Raw genomic sequence first — 17,087 nt, forward strand, 5'->3', positions numbered from 1 at the left:
GGGGCCCCGCCGTGCGGCGAGGGACCCGGGCCGTGGACGGAACGAGGGTCAGCTCCCCGCGTAGTTGCGCAGGAACAGCGCCTCCGCGACCGACAGGCGCTCCAGTTCCTCGGGGGAGACGCTCTCGTTCACGGCGTGGATCTGCGCCTCCGGCTCGCTCAGGCCGATCAGCAGGATCTCGGCCTGCGGGTAGAGCGCGGCGAGGGTGTTGCACAGCGGGATGGAGCCGCCCTGACCGGCGTACTGCATGTCCTGGCCGGGGTAGGCGACGGCCATCGCGTCGGCCATCGCCCGGTAGGCAGGGCTGGTGGTGTCGGCGCGGAAGGCCTGGCCCTGGCCGATCTGCTCGGTGCTCACCCGGGCGCCCCACGGGGTGTGGGCCTCCAGGTGGGCCTGGAGCAGCTTGGTCGCCTCGCCCGCGTCGACGCCCGGCGGCACCCGCAGGCTGACCAGGGCACGGGCACCGGCCTGCACGGACGGGGTGGCGCCGACGACCGGCGGGCAGTCGATGCCGAGCACGGTGACGGCGGGGCGGGCCCAGATGCGGTCGGCGACCGTGCCGGAGCCGATCAGCTCCACGCCGTCCAGCACCTTGGCGTCCTTGCGGAACTGCTCCTCCTCGTAGGCCAGGCCGTCCCAGACGGAGTCGCCGGCCAGGCCGTCGACGGCCGTCGAGCCGTCCTCGGCGCGCAGCGAGTCGAGGACCCGGATCAGCGCGGCGAGCGCGTCCGGGGCGGCGCCGCCGAACTGGCCCGAGTGCAGGTTGCCTTCGAGGGTGTCGACCTGGATCCGGACCATGGTCATGCCGCGCAGGGTGCTGGTGACGGTGGGCAGACCGACGCGGAAGTTGCCGGTGTCGCCGATCACGATCGTGTCGGCGGTCAGGAGTTCGGGGTGCTCCTCGGCGTAGCGCTCGAGGCCGCCGGTGCCCTGCTCCTCGGAGCCCTCGGCTATCACCTTGACGTTGACCGGGACGCCGCCGTCGGCCTTCAGGGCGCGCAGGGCGAGCAGGTGCATGATGAGGCCGCCCTTGCAGTCGGCGGCGCCACGCCCGTACCAACGGCCGTCGCGGTCGGTCAGCTCGAAGGGCGGGCTGGTCCAGCCGGCCTCGTCCAGCGGCGGCTGCACGTCGTAGTGGGCGTAGAGCAGGACTGTCCTCGCGCCCTCCGGGCCGGGCAGGTAGCCGTAGACCGACTGGGTGCCGTCCGGAGTGTCGAGCAGAGCCACGTCCGTGAAGCCCTCGGCGCGCAGCGTGTCGGCGATCCAGTTCGCGGCGCCCTCGCTCTCGCTCTTCGGGTACTGGTCGAAGTCCGCCACCGATTGGAAGGCCACCAGCTCGGCGAGTTCCGCCCGCGCCCTGGGCATCAGGGACGCGACGGTCTCCGCGACCGGATTAGACGACATGGGCACGCTCCTTGTAGGTGCGAAGGAGGACTCGTGGGTATCGGGGAGATACTTCCGAGCACTTCTGTATTGCGGATGATCGTGTCAGCGTAGGCGCGACCCTGTGTACGGGGCACGTACGCTGCTGATCCTCCCACAGCGGCCCACCGCCGGGGCCGCCGTAGGATGCGGGAGACAGCAGCGGCAGGCGGCTTGATCGGGAGCGGTAGACCATCGTGAGCAGCGACAACTCTTCGGCGGACGACGTGCAGCGGGTGTGGGACGTCGTCGTGGTGGGCGCGGGACCCGCGGGGGCCTCGGCCGCCTACGCGGCGGCGGTCGCGGGACGACGTGTGCTGTTGCTGGAGAAGGCGGAGCTGCCCCGGTACAAGACGTGCGGTGGCGGGATCATCGGCCCCTCGCGCGACTCGCTGCCGCCCGGCTTCGAGCTCCCGCTGAAGGACCGCGTGCACGCGGTGACCTTCTCCCACAACGGCCGCTTCACCCGCACCCGCCGCTCCAAGCAGATGATGTTCGGCCTGATCAACCGGCCCGAGTTCGACCAGCAGTTGGTCGAGCACGCGCAGAAGGCCGGCGCCGAGCTGCGGACCGGCGCCGCGGTCTCGCGGGTCGAGCAGCACGGTTCGGCGGTACCGGACCGGCGCACGGTCGCCGTGGTGCTCCAGGGCGGTGAGACGGTGCTCGCGCGCGCGGTGGTCGGCGCCGACGGCAGCGCCGGCCGGATAGGAGCCCATGTCGGGGTGAAGATGGACCAGGTGGACCTCGGCCTGGAGGCGGAGATCCCCGTGCCGGAGACCGTCGCCGAGGACTGGCGCGGGCGGGTGCTCATCGACTGGGGGCCGATGCCGGGCAGTTACGGCTGGGTCTTCCCCAAGGCGGACACGCTGACCGTCGGGGTGATCTCGGCGCGCGGCGAGGGCGCGGCCACCAAGCGGTACTTGGAGGACTTCATCGCCCGGCTGGGCCTGGCCGGGTTCGAACCGAGCATCTCCTCGGGGCATCTGACGCGCTGCCGGGCCGAGGACTCGCCGCTCTCGCGCGGGCGGGTGCTGGTGTGCGGGGACGCGGCCGGACTCCTCGAACCGTGGACGCGCGAGGGCATTTCCTTCGCGCTCAGGTCCGGGCGGCTCGCGGGGGAGTGGGCGGTGCGCGTCGCCGAGGCGCACGACGCGGTGGACGCCCGGCGCCAGGCTCTGAACTACGCGTTCGCCATCAAGGCGGGGCTGGGCGTGGAGATGGCCGTGGGCAAGCGGATGCTCGCGGTGTTCGAGCGCCGGCCGGGGATCTTCCACGCCGTCCTGACCGGCTTCCGGCCCGCCTGGAAGGCGTTCAAGGAGATCACGCAGGGTTCGACCTCACTCGGTGAACTCGTCCGCACCCACCCCATGGCCCACCGCGCCCTGACGGCGCTGGACCGGCGGCCGGCCCCGCCCGCCGCCGAGGAGACGGTCAGTTCCTGACCGTGATGCGGAAGACCGGGTGGTCGGGGGCGGACGCGGTGATCTCCTCGTCGGAGGACTTCGCCGTGACGCCCTTGAAGTACCCGTCGACCTGCCAGCCCCACCGCTCCAGGTAGGTCCGCAGGACCGGGAGCTTCTCGGCGTCGGGCAACTCCACCGCGGTGAACTCGCGGACCTTCCGCCCGACGCGCAGTTCCCCGCCGCCCGCCGCGCGCATGTTGCGCACCCACTGGGAGTGGCCGCGCGCCGAGACGAGGTACTGCGCGCCCTCGTACGTGTGCGGGTTGACGGGAATGCGCTGCGGCTTGCCGCTCGTACGGCCGCGCACCGTCAGCTCGGCCGAGCCGGCGAGGCTCAGCCCGCGGCGCGCCAGCCAGCCGATGACGCCGTTGAGACGGACGGCCGTCGGGCTGCCCTCGAGGTAGTACGGCGAGGAGGACGACGAGGACGACGACATGGTGACCCCCATGGGTTCGGTTCGTGAGAGCAGTGCTCTCGTTCGTTGAACAGTGTGGGGTGGATCGGTGATCCAAAGCAAGAGCAGTGCTCTTTTTTGTGTGCAGTGCTCTGGATTCGTGGAACACTGGTCGGCATGAGCACCGCACAGGGAGCCCGCGCCCGGGCCAGGACGGAGATCACTGCCGCGATCAAGGACGAGGCCCGCAGACAGCTCGCGGCCGAGGGCGCCGCGAAACTCTCGCTGCGTGCCGTGGCACGCGCGCTCGGCATGGTCTCCTCCGCGCTGTACCGGTACTTCCCGAGCCGGGACGACCTGCTGACCGCGCTCATCATCGACGCCTACGACTCCGTGGGCGAGGCCGCGGAGGCGGCGAACGCGGAGGCGGCCGGCGCCGAGCCCCTGGCGCGCTGGACCGCAGTGTGCGAGGCGGTCCGCGGCTGGGCGCTCGCGCACCCGCACGAGTACGCCCTCATCTACGGCACTCCCGTGCCCGGTTACACGGCCCCGATGACCACCGTCCCGGCCGCGGCCCGCGCCGGTCTGGTCCTCATCGGCATCGTGCGCGACGCCCATGAACGGGACGGGCTGACCGGGCCGCCGCTCCCCGCCGAGCTGCGGGGCGAGGCCGAGCGGATCACCGCGGACCTGGCGCCCGGCCTGCCACCCGAGGTGGGGCCCGCGCTCGTCGCCGCGTGGGCGCAGCTCTTCGGGCTGGTCGGGTTCGAGCTGTTCGGCCAGTTCAACCGGGTCGTGGAGGACCGCGAGCCGTTCTTCCGGCACGCGGTGACGCGACTCGCGCACGGAATCGGGCTGAGGGCCTGACCGCAGCAGGGACCGGCCGGAAACCTGCGCGGTGCGACGTGTCGTGGATTCGCGGGGCTGGGTTCCGGGAGTCCGCGCCGGGAAGGCGTCTCGGGAGTCCGCGCGGGGCTGGGACCGGGGGGCGTACTTCCCGGGGAGTACGTGTGATCACCTCGTTCGGCTGACGCCCCCGGCGGCGCCGGCGTCTAGCGTGGCGGTCATGACGGAGCAGCGCGTACGCCGGGGCGGCCCGCCGCAGTGGTGGCGGCACGGCCCCCCGTGGTGGCACCGTGCCGCCGACGAGGAGGCGGAGCCCGGCCGTCATCGGCCGTGGCTCTCCACCGCGCTGTTCACCGTCTTCGTGCTGGTCGGCACCCACTTCTCTGCCCACAACCAGCACGGCCACCGGGAGCCCCTGGACGCCTTCGGGCTCGCGTTGCTGCTCGTGACCTCGGGGATGCTGCTGTGGCGCAAGCGGTATCCGGCGTTCGTGGTGTGCGGCACGGCCGCGACCACCCTCGTCTACTACGCCGCCGGATACCCGTACGGACCCGTCTTCCTGGCCGTCGTGGTCAGCTGCTTCAGCGCCGTCGTCGCCGGGCACCGCAGGGCCGCGTGGACGGCGCTGGGCACCCTGTGGGCCGCCCACGCGCTGATCTCGCTCTGGCTGTACCGATGGTTGCCCCCGCCCGGGGACACCGCCGCCTCCTGGGGACAGGAACTGGCCGTCGCCACCTGGGTGGTGGCCGTCGTCGCGGTCTCGGAGCTGGCCCGTGTGCGCCGCGAGCAGTGGGCCAAGGAACGCGCCGAGCGCGCCCAGGCATCCCGGCGGCGGGCCGACGAGGAACGGCTGCGGATCGCCCGCGAGCTGCACGACGTCCTCGCGCACAGCATCTCCGTCATCAACGTCCAGGCGGGCGTCGGCCTCGCCCTGCTGGACACCGACCCGGAGCAGGCGCGAACGGCGCTGGCCACCATCAAGGCGGCCAGCAAGGAGGCGCTGGGGGAGGTGCGTCAGGTGCTCGACACCCTGCGTACCCCCGGTGACGCCCCCCGTGCTCCGGCGCCGGGCCTCGGCCGGCTGTCCGAGCTGGTGGACCAGGCGGCGACAGCCGGGCTCACCGTCGAGGTGCAGGGGGCGCCGCCGCGGCTGCCACCAGGCACGGACCTCGCCGCCTTCCGCATCGTTCAGGAGGCGCTCACCAACGTCGTACGCCACTCGGGATCGCGGCACGCGCGCGTGCTCCTCGGCCACGACCGCCGCGCGCTGCGGCTGCGCGTCGACGACGACGGGCCCGCCACCGGGGCGGACGCCGGCGGCAGCGGCAACGGCCTGGCCGGGATGCGGGAGCGGGCCGCCGCGCTCGGCGGCACCATCGACGCGGGCGCGCGCCCCGACGGCGGCTGGCGGGTGCTGGCCGTACTGCCCCTGACGACCGAGGAGGAGAACCGGTGATACGGGTACTGCTGGCCGACGACCAGTCGCTGGTACGGGCGGGCTTCAAGGCGCTGCTCGACGCCCAGCCGGACATCGAGGTCGCCGGGGAGGCCGCGGACGGGGAGGAGGCCCTGCGCAAGGTGCGCGAGCTGAGCCCCGACGTGGTGCTCATGGACATCCGCATGCCGCTGCTCGACGGACTCGCCGCGACCCGCCGCATCACCGGCGAGCCGCGGCTGAAGGACGTCAAGGTCGTCATGCTCACCACCTTCGAGCTCGACGAGTACGTCTTCGAGGCGATCCGCTCGGGTGCCTCCGGCTTCCTGGTCAAGGACACGGAACCCGACGAACTCCTGCGCGCGGTACGGGCGGTGGTCGACGGCGACGCCCTGCTCTCTCCCGGCGTGACGCGGCGCCTGATCGCCGAGTTCGCCGCCCGCTCCAAGGAACCGGCCGCCGCCGGCGCCCTCGCTCAGCTCACCGAACGCGAACGCGAGGTGATGGCCCTGGTCGGTATCGGCCTGTCCAACGAGGAGATCGCCCGCCGCCTCGTCGTCAGCCCCCTGACCGCCAAGACCCACGTCAGCCGCACCATGGTCAAACTCGGCGCCCGCGACCGTGCCCAACTGGTCGTCCTGGCCTACGAATCGGGCCTCGTACGCCCGGGCTGGCTGGGCTGACCACCCGCAGCGGCGCGCGGCGGCTCGTCGGCGCCGTCCATGCGGAGGCCATCCTGAACGTGTCCGGGGCGCCGCCGCGAGCGGCCTCGGCGTCGCCCCCGGGCGAGGTGGGGCGGCGGGTGCGGGGCCTGCGGCCCGGCTGCGCACCGTGCCCGCGCCACGGCAGCCGCCGTGCCCCCCGGGCACGCCGGAGCCCCGGTGCCGGGCCCGTCCGCTCGGCGTGGGTGCCGGTCCGGCGGCAGGCCCGGGCGGGAGGGTGCGCCGCGGTCTCCGTCGGAGGCAACTGCACTGGACCGGCGTAGGTCGCGTTGCGATACTCCATTCGGCGGGTTGGGCTGGAAGGTGACTCATTGCCCACGTTCCGGACGGCGATCATGACGATGTCCCCTTTCGGCGCCTCCTTCGGCGGCCCGGACCCGTTCTCCGAGATCCTCAACCGTTTCTTCGGCATGACGCCGGGCGCGGCGCCCCCGCAGGTGCAGCGGGTGCCGATCGGACGGCTGCTGACCGACTCCGCGCGCGAGCTGATCAACCAGGCCACCGGGCGGGCGGCCGCGGACGGCAGCTCCGACCTGGACACCGAGCACCTGCTCTGGGCGTGCACACAGGTGGAGCCGGCCCGCGGCCTGCTCGCCCAGGCCGGAGCCGACCCGGACCGCCTCGGCGCGGCCCTCGCCGAGGCGCTGCCCGGCGAGAGCGGCATCCCCTCCGCGCAGCCCGGCCTCACCCCGGCCGCCAAGCGGGTGCTGCTGCGCGCCTACGAGCACTCCCGGGCGGCCGGAGTGTCGTACATCGGCCCCGAGCACATCCTCGGCGCGCTGCTGGACACCCCGGGCGCCGCGGCGGCACGTGCCCTCAGCGCCCACGGCATCGAGACGGACCAGCTGCGCCGCAGCGCCGACACCGCCTCCCGCCCCGACACGGCACCCGGCGGCGCCGAACCCCCGAGCAACACCCCGACCCTGGACCAGTACGGACGAGACCTGACCGAGGAGGCCCGTGCCGCGAAGCTGGACCCGGTGGTGGGGCGGGCCGCGGAGATCGAGCAGACCGTCGAGGTCCTCTCCCGCCGCACGAAGAACAACCCCGTGCTGATCGGCGAGCCCGGCGTCGGCAAGACCGCGATCGTCGAGGGGCTGGCCCAGCGCATAGTCAACGAGGACGTGCCGAAGACCCTGGAGAACAAGCGCGTGGTCGCCCTGGACCTCACCGGCCTGGTGGCGGGCGCCCAGTACCGGGGCCAGTTCGAGGAGCGGCTGAAGAACGTCATCGACGAGGTCAAGGCGGCCTCCGAGTCGACGATCCTGTTCCTGGACGAACTGCACACCGTCGTCGGCGCCGGTGCCACCGGCGAGGGCGCCATGGACGCGGGCAACATCCTCAAACCGGCCCTCGCCCGTGGTGAGCTGCACGTCGTCGGCGCCACCACCCTCGACGAGTACCGGCGGTACGTGGAGAAGGACGCCGCCCTGGAGCGCCGCTTCCAGCCCGTCATGGTGCCCGAGCCGAGCGTCGAGGAGACCGTGCAGATCCTGGAGGGGCTGCGCGACTCCTACGAGGCCCACCACCAGGTCCGCTACAGCGACGACGCCCTCGTCGCCGCGGCAGAGCTGTCGGACCGCTACGTCACCGACCGGTTCCTGCCCGACAAGGCCATCGACCTGCTCGACCAGGCCGGCGCCCGGGTGCGCCTGCGGTCCCTGGGCCGGTCCACCGAGGTCGTCGAGCGCGAGGACCGGCTGGCCAAGCTGCGCCGCGAGAAGGACCAGGCCGTCGCCGCGGAGGCCTTCGAACGGGCCTCCGAGATCAAGGACCGGATCGCCGAGGCGGAGACGGAACTGGAGGGGCTCGCCGAACGCCGCGAGGGCGTGCTTGAGGTGACCGTCGACGACATCGCCGACGTGCTGTCCCGGCGCACCGGCATTCCCGTCGCCCAGCTCACCGAGAGCGAGAAGCAGCGGCTGCTGAAGCTGGAGGACGCACTGCACTCACGGGTCGTCGGCCAGGACGAGGCCGTGACCGCGATCGCGCAGGCGGTGCGCCGCAGCCACGCCGGCATGAGCGACCCCAACCGGCCCGTCGGCTCCTTCCTGTTCCTCGGCCCCACAGGGGTCGGCAAGACCGAACTGGCCAAGGCGCTCGCCGAGCTGCTGTTCGGGGACGAGGACCGGATGGTCCGCTTCGACATGAGCGAGTTCCAGGAGAAGCACACCGTCTCCCGGCTCGTCGGGGCCCCTCCCGGCTACGTCGGCCACGAGGAGGCCGGCCAGCTCACCGAGAAGGTGCGCCGCCAGCCCTACAGCGTGCTGCTCTTCGACGAGGTGGAGAAGGCCCACCCGGACGTCTTCAACACCCTGCTCCAGGTCCTCGACGACGGCCGCCTCACCGACGCCCAGGGCCGTACCGTCGACTTCCGCAACACCGTGGTCATCATGACCTCCAACATCGGCGCGCAGCGGATCCTCGTCCACCACGGGAACGTCGCCGCGATCAAGGACCAGTTGATGGAGGATCTGCGCGCACGGTTCCTGCCGGAGTTCCTCAACCGCATCGACGACATCATCATCTTCCACGGCCTCAGCGAGGACGACCTCGGCCGGATCCTGGACCTGCTCCTCGACCACAGCCGCCGGCGCGTGCGCGCGCAGGGCCTGGACCTGGAGGTCACCGACGCCGCGAAGAAGCTGCTGATCGCCCACGGTCACCAGCCCGAGTTCGGCGCCCGTCCGCTGCGCCGCACCATCCAGTCCGAACTCGACAACCGCATCGCCTCCCTGCTGCTGAGCGATTCGGCCGACCCCGGTGACACGATCGTCGCGGACGTCGTGAAGGACGCCCTGGTCTGCCGGGTCGAACACCCGGAGGTGCCCGGCCGGATGACCTGATGAGGCAGGCCGGCGCGGGGACGGCCGGGGTCAGCCCTTGGCGCGGCGCCCGCTGCGGCGGGGCGCCGGATCCGCGCCGTCCAGCAGCGACCGGCGGCGTTGTTCGCCGTGCTCCTCGACCTGGAGGACCACACGGCGCAGCATCTCCGCCAGACTCCGGCACTCCTCGCCGCTCAACCGCGAGGTGACGAAGGCCTCTTCCTCGTTGAACTCGGGGAAGACCCGGCTCATGAACTGCTCGCCCTCGGCGCTGAGCGACAGCAGGACGAGCCGGCCGTCGGTGGGGTGCCCGGTGCGGCGCAGCAGCCCGCGCGACTCCAGCGTGCGGGAGACGCCCGTCAGGGTGCCCTTGGAGATGCCGGCCTCCTCGGCCACGTGCCGGGTCTCCGACTCGCCCCACACCCAGACCACCCACAGCACGACGAACGCGGTCCAGGTCAGGTCCGAGCCGCGCAGCACCGAGTTCTCCAGGTGCTGGCGGACCGCGGAGGCGGCCCGGTGGATGCCGGCGACCGCCGCCATCTGCTCCCGTCGCAGGTGGATGCCGCCGAGCTTGGCCTGCGCGAGCCTCTCCGCGTCGGTGATGGAACGGTGGCCGGGCACGGGCACTCCCTCGCTCTGAATCGCGGGAACCCGGCGGATCGGCGTGCCGTCCGTCGGGTCATTCGGGCTCAACGTGTACGGCGATCAGTTCCGGGGCGAGGCGGCCTTCCCCCGTCCTCCACCCGCCGTCAGCCGGTCTTCCATCCCCAGGGCGTGTCCACGCGCGCCCACTCCTCGTCCCACTGGGCGAAGCGCCGGCGGTCGAGCCGGATCCGGGCCAGCTTGGCACCGCCGATGACGACACCCGCGGTGGTCGTTCCCGCCCAGAGGCCGCCCAGGGTCGTCTGGAAGGCGATGTCGGCAGGTGAGGCCGGCGGCGGCGCCGGCATGTCCCGCCCGTTCGTCCACACCGTGACGTGGTCGCCGGGTGCCGCGGAGACCGGGACCCTGGTCCGGCCCGTGTGCGACGAGCCGTCCGCGTCGGTCCAGCGGACCGTCCCCCACCCCAGGACGCTGCCCACCGGCCGGACCGCCCCGCGGGCAGCCTCCTGTGTCACCACGGCCCGCACCGAGTGGGTGTCGGCGCGGACCCGCTGCGCGGCCTGCTGCATCGCGCCCGCCGTCAGCACGCCCGCGAGGACACCGCCGGCCACGGCCAGGACCCAGGCGACGAGCAGGATCCACGCCTCGACCACGTCACTGGTGCGCCTGAGCGGATTGCGCCGCCAGCGCCACAGCCACACTCCCGCACGACGTGCCACCTTCGACACCCCCTCGTGAGCATCGACGGTCCCTACTGCCAGTGTCCCCCCCAGAGGCGGTCCAAGGCCTGCGGGGAGCCCGGAAAGGGACGGCCGGGGCCGGTGACACGGCCCTCGTGGGACCGTCGTGGAACGCACGGCCGAGGGCCGCGCCGGGCCTTTCGGACACGGATCGGTTAAGGCTTTCTCACCGGGCCGTTGCCGTACGGTGAGCACGCCATGATGGAACCATGACGCTCGCCGCGCGCGCTCTCGCCCAGCTGGCAACCTGGCCGGACCTCTCGGAGGCGGTGCCGAGCTGCGGCAACGGGCAGGCGCTCAGCTCGGCGGGCGGGGAGATCGCCCACTTCCACTCCGGCCGGGACGTCGACCTCCGTCTGACCGTCAGGGCGATCCGCCGCCTGGAGCGCGACCTGCGGCGCTTCGCCGCGGTCCGCGTCGTGCCGGGCTCCTCGTGGGTGACGGTCCGCCTCGACGGCTCGGCCGACGTCGATCTGCTGATGAGTCTGACGAGCGTGGCGCTCAAGGCCCAGCAGGGGCCGCCGGACGACGGCCGGACCACCCCCTGCGGCTGCAACGACGTCCGAGGCGTGGGCTTCGTGCGGCTGTGATCCGGATGCGGGACCGGCGCTATCAGACGGTCAGCACCCGCAGTCCCGCCTCCTCGAACGCGCGCACCGTCTCCGGCCCCGCCGCCGTGTCCGTGACCAGGGTGTCCACCGACTCGGCGGCGCAGATGCGGGCGAAGGCCCGCCGGCCCAGCTTGCTGGAGTCGGCGGCCACGACGACACGCTCGGCGCGCTCGCACAGCAGCCGGTTGACGGCGGCCTCGGCCTCGTCGTGCGCCGCCGCGCCGTGCGCGACATCGAAGCCGACCACCCCGAGCACCGCCACGTCGAGCGTGATCTGACTCAGCACCCCGTCCGCCAGCGGCCCGATGAGTTCGTACGACTGCGGCCGCGCGACTCCTCCGGTCAGCACGATCTTGAACTGGGGCCGGACGGCGAGCTCGTTGGCGATGTTGAGCGCGTTGGTCACCACGGTCAGCGCGGGGGAGCCGGCGGCCAGGTCGGCGCGCACCGCAAGGGCGCGGGCCACTTCCGTGGTCGTCGTGCCGCCGGTCAGGCCGACCGCCTCGCCGGGCGCCACGAGTTCCGCGACCGCCTTCGCGATGCGCTGCTTCTCGGAGGCGTGGCGGGCTGTCTTGTACCGCAGCGGCAGCTCGTAGGAGACGCCGTGCACCACGGCCCCGCCCCGGGTGCGGACCAGCATCTGCTGCTCGGCGAGCTGGTCGAAGTCCCGCCGGATCGTCGCGGCCGACACCCCCAGTTCGGACGCCGCGTCCTCGACGTCCAGCCGGCCGCGCTCCACGAGCAGCTCCAGCAGCGCCTTCCAGCGGGCGTCGCGTGACATGCGCCTTCTCCGTTCCCTCGATCCTTCGTGACCCTAACGCACCGGGACCACCTCAAGATGCTTGATTGTGCTCGAAATTCAGCGCTATCTTGCAGGAAAACGCATCCGGTGCGAGCAGGAGGAGGGGCCGTGAGCCATGTCGAGGACGAACTGACCAGTCAGCCCGAGTGCTGGGCCCGCGTCGCGGCCGACGTCGCCGTCCACGGCCGGGCACTGCCCGCGCAGGGGGAGCGGGTCGCGATCGTCGGCTGCGGCACGTCGTACTTCATGGCCCAGGCCGCCGCCGCGCTGCGCGAGGGCTCCGGGCAGGGGGAGACCGACGCCTTCGCCGCCTCGGAGTTCCCCTGTGAACGCTCCTACGACCGGGTCCTCGCCCTCACCCGCTCCGGCACCACCACCGAAGTGCTCGACGTGCTGCGGGAGCTGAAGGGACGCACCCGCACGACGGCGGTCACCGCCGACCCCGGCACCCCCGTGATGGAAGCCGCCGACGAGATCGTGGTCCTGGACTTCGCGGACGAACGCTCCGTGGTGCAGACCCGGTTCGCGACCACCGCCCTCACCCTGCTGCGCGCCCACCTCGGCCTGCACACCGACGAGGTGGTCGTCGACGCCCGCACGGCCCTGTCCGCCCCCCTGCCCGAACAACTCCTCGCCTGCGCGCAGTTCACCTTCCTGGGCCGGGGCTGGACCGTCGGACTGGCCAACGAGGCCGGGCTGAAGATGCGCGAGGCCTCGCTGTCCTGGACCGAGGCGTACCCGGCGATGGAGTACCGGCACGGCCCCATCAGCGTCACCACGGACGGCACGGCCACCTGGATGCTCGGCCGGGCACCGGAAGGGCTCGCCGAACAGGTCCGCGCCACGGGCGGGTTGTGGATCGAGGGCGGACTCGATCCACTCGCCGAACTGATCCGCGCCCAGCGGCTCGCCGTCGCCGTCGCCGCCGCTCGCGGCCTCGACCCGGACCGGCCCCGCCACCTCACCCGCTCGGTGATCCTCGCTCCCTGACGCACCGTCACCCGATCCAGCACCGGAAAGGACAGACCGTGCCGCTTGCAGCCACCGGCGAGCTGGTCGGCCGCGCCGCCGCCGCGCGCTCCGCAGTCGTCGCCTTCAACATCATCACGCTGGAACACGTCGAGGCCGTCGTCGCCGGGGCCGAGGCGGCCGGCGCACCCGTCGTCCTCCAGGTCAGCGAGAACGCCGTCTCGTTCCGCTACGGACGGCTGCTGCCGCTCGCCCGCGCCGCCGCCACGGCGGCCGAACGCGCCACCGTACCCGTCGCGTTGCACCTCGACCATGTGCAGAGCGACGACCTGCTGCGCCAGGCGGCCGACGCCGGCTTCAGCTCCGTGATGTACGACGCCTCCCGGCTGCCCTACACGCGGAACCTCGCCGCGACCAGCGCCGCCGCGGCCTGGGCACACGCCCAAGGGCTATGGATCGAGGCCGAGTTGGGCGAGGTCGGCGGCAAGAACGGCGCGCCGCCGCTGGACGCCCACGCCCCCGGAGCGCGCACCGACCCCGCCGAGGCGCACGCGTTCGTCGCCGACTCCGGGGTGGACGCCCTGGCCGTGGCCGTCGGCAACGCCCACGCCATGACCGAACGCACCGCGGCCCTCGACCACGACCTCATCAAACGGCTCGCCGGAGCGCTGGACGTGCCGCTCGTCCTGCACGGTTCCTCCGGCGTCCCCGACGGCGAACTGACCGCCGCCGTCACCGGGGGCATCGCCAAGGTCAACGTCGGCACCGCCCTCAACATCGCGATGACCGCCGCGATCCGTGACTTTCTCGCCGCCCACCCGGAGGCCGTCGACTCCCGCAAGTACCTCAGCGTGGGCCGCGAGGCCATGGTGGGGGAGGTGGAACGCCTCATCGGCGTGATCGGCTCACGCCGTACCGCTCCTACCTCTTGACGGCCCGCAGCACCACGAACTTCGGATCGCTCGCGACGAGCCGGCTGTTGCCGAACAGCCGGCGCAGCTTGACGTGGTAGCCGAGGTGGCGGTTGCCGATCACCCACAGCTCGCCGCCGGGGCGCAGCGCGCGCCGCGCTCCGGTGAACATCCGCCAGGCCGTCTCGTCCGTGGTCGCCTGGTGCGAGTGGAAGGGCGGGTTGTTCAGCACCAGGTCCACGCTGCCGGCCGGCACCCCGGCCAGCGCGTCGCCGACCCTGAACTCGGCCTGCCCCGGCACGCCGTTCGCCTTGTACGTGTCCTGCGCGGAGGCGACGGCCTGGAACGACTCGTCCGTGAAAAGCACTTCGGCGCCGGGGTTCGCCAGCGCCAGCGCCGTACCGACGACGCCGTTGCCGCAGCCCAGGTCCACCACCCGGCGGGCATCGCCGGCTTCCGGCAGGTGCCCAAGGAAGAACCGGGTGCCGATGTCGAGCCGGTCGGCGCAGAAGACGCCCGCGTGGTTGACGACGGTCCGCCCGGAGGCGGCGCCGATGCCGCCGGGCAGCGTGTAGGTGTGCGGCCACGGGTTCGCGGGCCGCTCCAGTGAGGGATCCGGCGTACAGAGGATCAGACGGGCCTTGCGTCGCGCGAGCGAGGTCCGGGTGGGGCCCAGGATCCGCTCGAACAGCGCCAGCGTGGAGGCGTGGATCTCCTTCACCATCCCGGTGCCGACGACGACCGTGCCCTCGTGCAGCGCGGGCGCCAGGCGCAGCAACTGGTCCTCCAGCAGCGCCAGGCTCTTGGGCACCCGCACCAGCAGCACGTCGATCCGGCCGGGCGGCGGATCCTGAGTGGTCAGCAGGCGCACCGCGCCGGGCTCCGCACCGCACCGGGCGAGGTTCGCGCGGGTCGCCTCCTGGGTGAGGAAGGAGTCGGTGATCTGCACCGGCCGGTGCGCGGCCAGCGCCGTGACCAGGGCGCCCCAGCGGTCGCCGACGACCACGACGGTCCCGGACAGATCGGTGCCCTGCTCGTCGAGGTGCCCCAGCAGGTACTCGTCGGAGGCGTCCCAGGCCCGGAGCCGGTCACGCGGGTCCTGCGGGAACCGGGCGAGCTCCAGCTCGCCCCACGGTGTGGTCATACGGTCGTTCATCGCCCGTCAAGGCTAGCGGAGCCCCAGCGCACGCCGCGTCCGGCAGGATGGGAACCATGGACGCCGAGCTGTTCCCGCGCGACCGCAGGCAGATAGCGCCGGGCGCCGTGCACCTGCCGGACTGGCTCGATCCGGGCCGGCAGCACGCGTTGCTCGCCGCCTGCCGAGAGTGGGCCCGCCCGCCGGCCGGCCTGCGCACGGTGCGCACGCCCGGCGGCGGCACGATGACCGCCCGGCAGGTCTGCCTGGGCCGGCACTGGTACCCGTACGGCTACGCCGACACCGTCGTCGACGGCGACGGCGCCTTGGTGAAGCCGTTCCCCGCATGGCTGGACGAGCTGGCCCGCGGCGCCGTGAGCGACGCCCTGGGCCCCGGCGCGGCCGGTCCGGCGCCGTACGACATCGCCCTGATCAACTTCTACGGCGTCGACGCGCACATGGGCATGCACCGCGACAGCGACGAGAAGTCCGGCGCGCCCGTGGTGTCGCTGAGCCTCGGCGACACGTGCGTGTTCCGCTTCGGCAACCCCGAGACCCGCACCCGGCCCTGGACCGACGTCGAACTGCGCAGCGGCGACCTGTTCGTGTTCGGCGGCCCGTCCCGCCTCGCCCACCACGGCGTGCCGCGCGTCCATCCGGGCACGGCACCGCCCGAGTTGGGGCTGAGCGGACGGCTGAACCTCACCCTCAGGGTGAGCGGCTTCTGACCGGGACCGCCGGACGAGTCGCTGGTCGACGGATGTGCGGATCATGGGAGACTCACCCCCATGAGCGGCAAGGCGGACCCCCGGACGCCGGGGGAAGGGAGCACCTCCAGGACACGGCTGGACCGGGGGCGCGGCGCGCTCGGGCCCGCGTTGGAGCTCGTGCACACCGGCCGTGCCCCCACCCGCGCGGTCCTCACCGCCGAGCTGGGGGTGACCCGGGCGACGGCCGGCGCGGTGGCCGCCGAACTGGAGGCGCTGGGCCTGATCCGGGTCGACGCCCGGCCCGCCGCGGCGGCCGGTTCCCAGGGACGCCCCTCGCACCGCCTGGCGGTCGCAGAGGACGGGCCCGTCGCCCTCGCCGCGCAGGTCCACGCCGACGGCTTCCGCGCCGCGCTGGTGGGCCTCGGCGGCCGCATCGTGGCGACCGCGCCCGGCTGCGGGACCGTCGACGCCGACCCCGCGAAAGTGCTCGGCTCCGTCGTCGAGGCCGGCGCCGAACTCCTGCGCACGACCGGCCTGCGCTGCGTCGGTGCCGGACTCGCCGTGCCGTCCGCGGTCGCCGAACCGGACGGCCTCGCCCTCAACCCGCTCCATCTGGACTGGCCCGCCGGAGCGCCGGTCCGCCGTATCTTCGCGCAGTACGTGCGCGCCGCCGGGATCACCGGACCGGCCTTCGCCGCCAACGACGTCAACCTCGCCGCGCTCGCCGAGCACCGGCACGGCGCCGGGCGCGGCGCGCGTGACCTGCTGTGCGTGGCGACCGGGCACCGGGGCGTCGGCGGCGCGCTGGTCCTGGACGGGCGGCTGCACACGGGCAGTTCGGGCCTGGCACTCGAGGTCGGCCACGTCACCGTCAACCCCGAGGGCCGTCCCTGCCACTGCGGCAGCCGCGGCTGCCTGGACGTCGAGACGGATCCGCTGGCGTTCCTGACCGCCGCCGGCCGCGAGACCGGCCCCGAGGTGTCCCTGCTGCGGCAGGCCGAGGACCTGGTCCGCGACCACTACGACGACCCGGCCGTCCGCGGGGCCGTCGAGACCCTTGTCGACCGCCTGGGCCTGGGCCTGGCCGGGCTGGTGAACATCCTCAACCCGGACCGGATCATCCTCGGCGGACTGCACCGCACCCTGCTCGACGCCGCCCCCGACCGTCTGCGCGCCGTCGTCGCCGACCGCAGCCTGTGGGGCCAGAGCGGCGTCGTCCCGGTCCTCTCCTGCACCCTCGACCACAACAGCCTGGTCGGCGCCGCCGAACTGGCCTGGCAACCGGTCCTCGACGACCCACTGACAGCCCTGACCTGAACCGGCCCCGGCGCCCTGGAGCGACGGGGGGCGCGGGCCCGCGTACGGCGTCTGGTGACCGCGCGCCTCCACGCGCCCCGGATGCCCCCCGCGCCCCGACCTGTGGCCGGGGCGTGCGGTCACCGGGCCCTTGTACTTCCCGCGCGGCAGGTCGCGTCTCCCCGCCCGCCGGACCGCCG

General features: G+C 73.3%; 16 protein-coding genes. 10 read left to right on the plus strand and 6 right to left on the minus strand.

Features of this window, described 5'->3' with window-relative positions; translation table 11 throughout:
- Positions 1-48: 48 nt before the first annotated feature.
- Positions 49-1,404 carry a dipeptidase gene (locus CG719_RS06495; RefSeq protein WP_100567509.1) on the minus strand — a complete coding sequence of 452 codons (1,356 nt, stop codon included), beginning with the start codon at positions 1,402-1,404 and terminating at the stop codon, positions 49-51.
- Between the two features lie 215 nt (positions 1,405-1,619).
- Between CG719_RS06495 and CG719_RS06500 the strand changes: the two genes are divergently transcribed.
- On the plus strand, positions 1,620-2,864 hold the full coding sequence (locus CG719_RS06500; RefSeq protein ID WP_100567510.1) for a geranylgeranyl reductase family protein: 1,245 nt from the start codon (positions 1,620-1,622) through the stop codon (positions 2,862-2,864).
- Here CG719_RS06500 and CG719_RS06505 read toward each other — a convergent pair.
- Positions 2,854-3,333, minus strand: coding sequence for a nitroreductase family deazaflavin-dependent oxidoreductase (locus CG719_RS06505; RefSeq protein ID WP_100567511.1), 480 nt, complete (start codon positions 3,331-3,333; stop codon positions 2,854-2,856). The genes CG719_RS06500 and CG719_RS06505 overlap by 11 nt on opposite strands.
- A 123-nt stretch (positions 3,334-3,456) precedes the next feature.
- On the opposite strand from CG719_RS06505, the gene CG719_RS06510 reads away from it, so the two are divergent.
- The 4 genes from CG719_RS06510 (at position 3,457) to CG719_RS06525 (ending at position 9,128) form a co-directional block, all read left to right on the plus strand.
- Positions 3,457-4,146 carry a TetR/AcrR family transcriptional regulator gene (locus CG719_RS06510; RefSeq protein ID WP_100567512.1) on the plus strand — a complete coding sequence of 230 codons (690 nt, stop codon included), beginning with the start codon at positions 3,457-3,459 and terminating at the stop codon, positions 4,144-4,146.
- A gap of 199 nt (positions 4,147-4,345) precedes the next feature.
- Complete coding sequence (locus tag CG719_RS06515) at positions 4,346-5,581, plus strand: sensor histidine kinase (RefSeq protein WP_100567513.1); 1,236 nt, start codon at positions 4,346-4,348, stop codon at positions 5,579-5,581.
- The gene (locus tag CG719_RS06520) at positions 5,578-6,243 is read left to right on the plus strand and encodes a response regulator transcription factor (RefSeq protein ID WP_100567514.1); all 666 of its coding nucleotides are present in this window, start codon (positions 5,578-5,580) and stop codon (positions 6,241-6,243) included. The genes CG719_RS06515 and CG719_RS06520 overlap by 4 nt, the downstream gene beginning before the upstream one ends.
- Positions 6,244-6,617: 374 nt before the next feature.
- Entirely contained in the window at positions 6,618-9,128 is a 2,511-nt protein-coding gene (locus tag CG719_RS06525; protein ID WP_100567619.1) for an ATP-dependent Clp protease ATP-binding subunit, read from the plus strand.
- A gap of 30 nt (positions 9,129-9,158) precedes the next feature.
- Here the strand turns inward: CG719_RS06525 and CG719_RS06530 are convergent, their stop codons facing one another.
- The gene (locus CG719_RS06530; protein WP_100567515.1) at positions 9,159-9,731 is read right to left on the minus strand and encodes a MarR family winged helix-turn-helix transcriptional regulator; all 573 of its coding nucleotides are present in this window, start codon (positions 9,729-9,731) and stop codon (positions 9,159-9,161) included.
- 128 nt (positions 9,732-9,859) lie between these two features.
- Positions 9,860-10,432 carry an Rv1733c family protein gene (locus CG719_RS37085; protein WP_267895331.1) on the minus strand — a complete coding sequence of 191 codons (573 nt, stop codon included), beginning with the start codon at positions 10,430-10,432 and terminating at the stop codon, positions 9,860-9,862.
- A 230-nt stretch (positions 10,433-10,662) separates the two neighbouring features.
- On the opposite strand from CG719_RS37085, the gene CG719_RS06540 reads away from it, so the two are divergent.
- Positions 10,663-11,043 (plus strand): luciferase domain-containing protein, encoded by a 381-nt coding sequence (locus CG719_RS06540; protein WP_100567517.1) that lies wholly within the window; start codon positions 10,663-10,665, stop codon positions 11,041-11,043.
- Between the two features lie 22 nt (positions 11,044-11,065).
- On the opposite strand, the gene CG719_RS06545 is transcribed toward CG719_RS06540, so the two are convergent.
- A complete protein-coding gene (locus CG719_RS06545; RefSeq protein WP_100567518.1) occupies positions 11,066-11,845 on the minus strand; it encodes a DeoR/GlpR family DNA-binding transcription regulator in 780 nt (259 codons plus the stop codon).
- A 129-nt stretch (positions 11,846-11,974) separates the two neighbouring features.
- On the opposite strand from CG719_RS06545, the gene CG719_RS06550 reads away from it, so the two are divergent.
- Both CG719_RS06550 and CG719_RS06555 read left to right on the plus strand, forming a co-directional pair.
- Positions 11,975-12,856 carry an SIS domain-containing protein gene (locus tag CG719_RS06550; protein ID WP_100567519.1) on the plus strand — a complete coding sequence of 294 codons (882 nt, stop codon included), beginning with the start codon at positions 11,975-11,977 and terminating at the stop codon, positions 12,854-12,856.
- Positions 12,857-12,894: 38 nt separating this feature from the next.
- Complete coding sequence (locus CG719_RS06555) at positions 12,895-13,767, plus strand: class II fructose-bisphosphate aldolase (RefSeq protein WP_100567520.1); 873 nt, start codon at positions 12,895-12,897, stop codon at positions 13,765-13,767.
- Here CG719_RS06555 and CG719_RS06560 read toward each other — a convergent pair.
- The gene (locus CG719_RS06560) at positions 13,757-14,890 is read right to left on the minus strand and encodes a methyltransferase (RefSeq protein WP_100567521.1); all 1,134 of its coding nucleotides are present in this window, start codon (positions 14,888-14,890) and stop codon (positions 13,757-13,759) included. The two genes, CG719_RS06555 and CG719_RS06560, sit on opposite strands and share 11 nt — an antisense overlap.
- Before the next feature lie 68 nt (positions 14,891-14,958).
- Here CG719_RS06560 and CG719_RS06565 point away from each other — a divergent pair, with 68 nt between their 5' ends.
- A complete protein-coding gene (locus tag CG719_RS06565) occupies positions 14,959-15,609 on the plus strand; it encodes an alpha-ketoglutarate-dependent dioxygenase AlkB family protein (protein WP_100567522.1) in 651 nt (216 codons plus the stop codon).
- A gap of 60 nt (positions 15,610-15,669) precedes the next feature.
- Positions 15,670-16,908 carry an ROK family protein gene (locus CG719_RS06570; RefSeq protein ID WP_100567523.1) on the plus strand — a complete coding sequence of 413 codons (1,239 nt, stop codon included), beginning with the start codon at positions 15,670-15,672 and terminating at the stop codon, positions 16,906-16,908.
- Positions 16,909-17,087 lie beyond the last annotated feature (179 nt).

The sequence above is a fragment of the Streptomyces sp. CB01373 genome, from assembly GCF_002803075.1.
GTDB lineage: Bacteria > Actinomycetota > Actinomycetes > Streptomycetales > Streptomycetaceae > Streptomyces.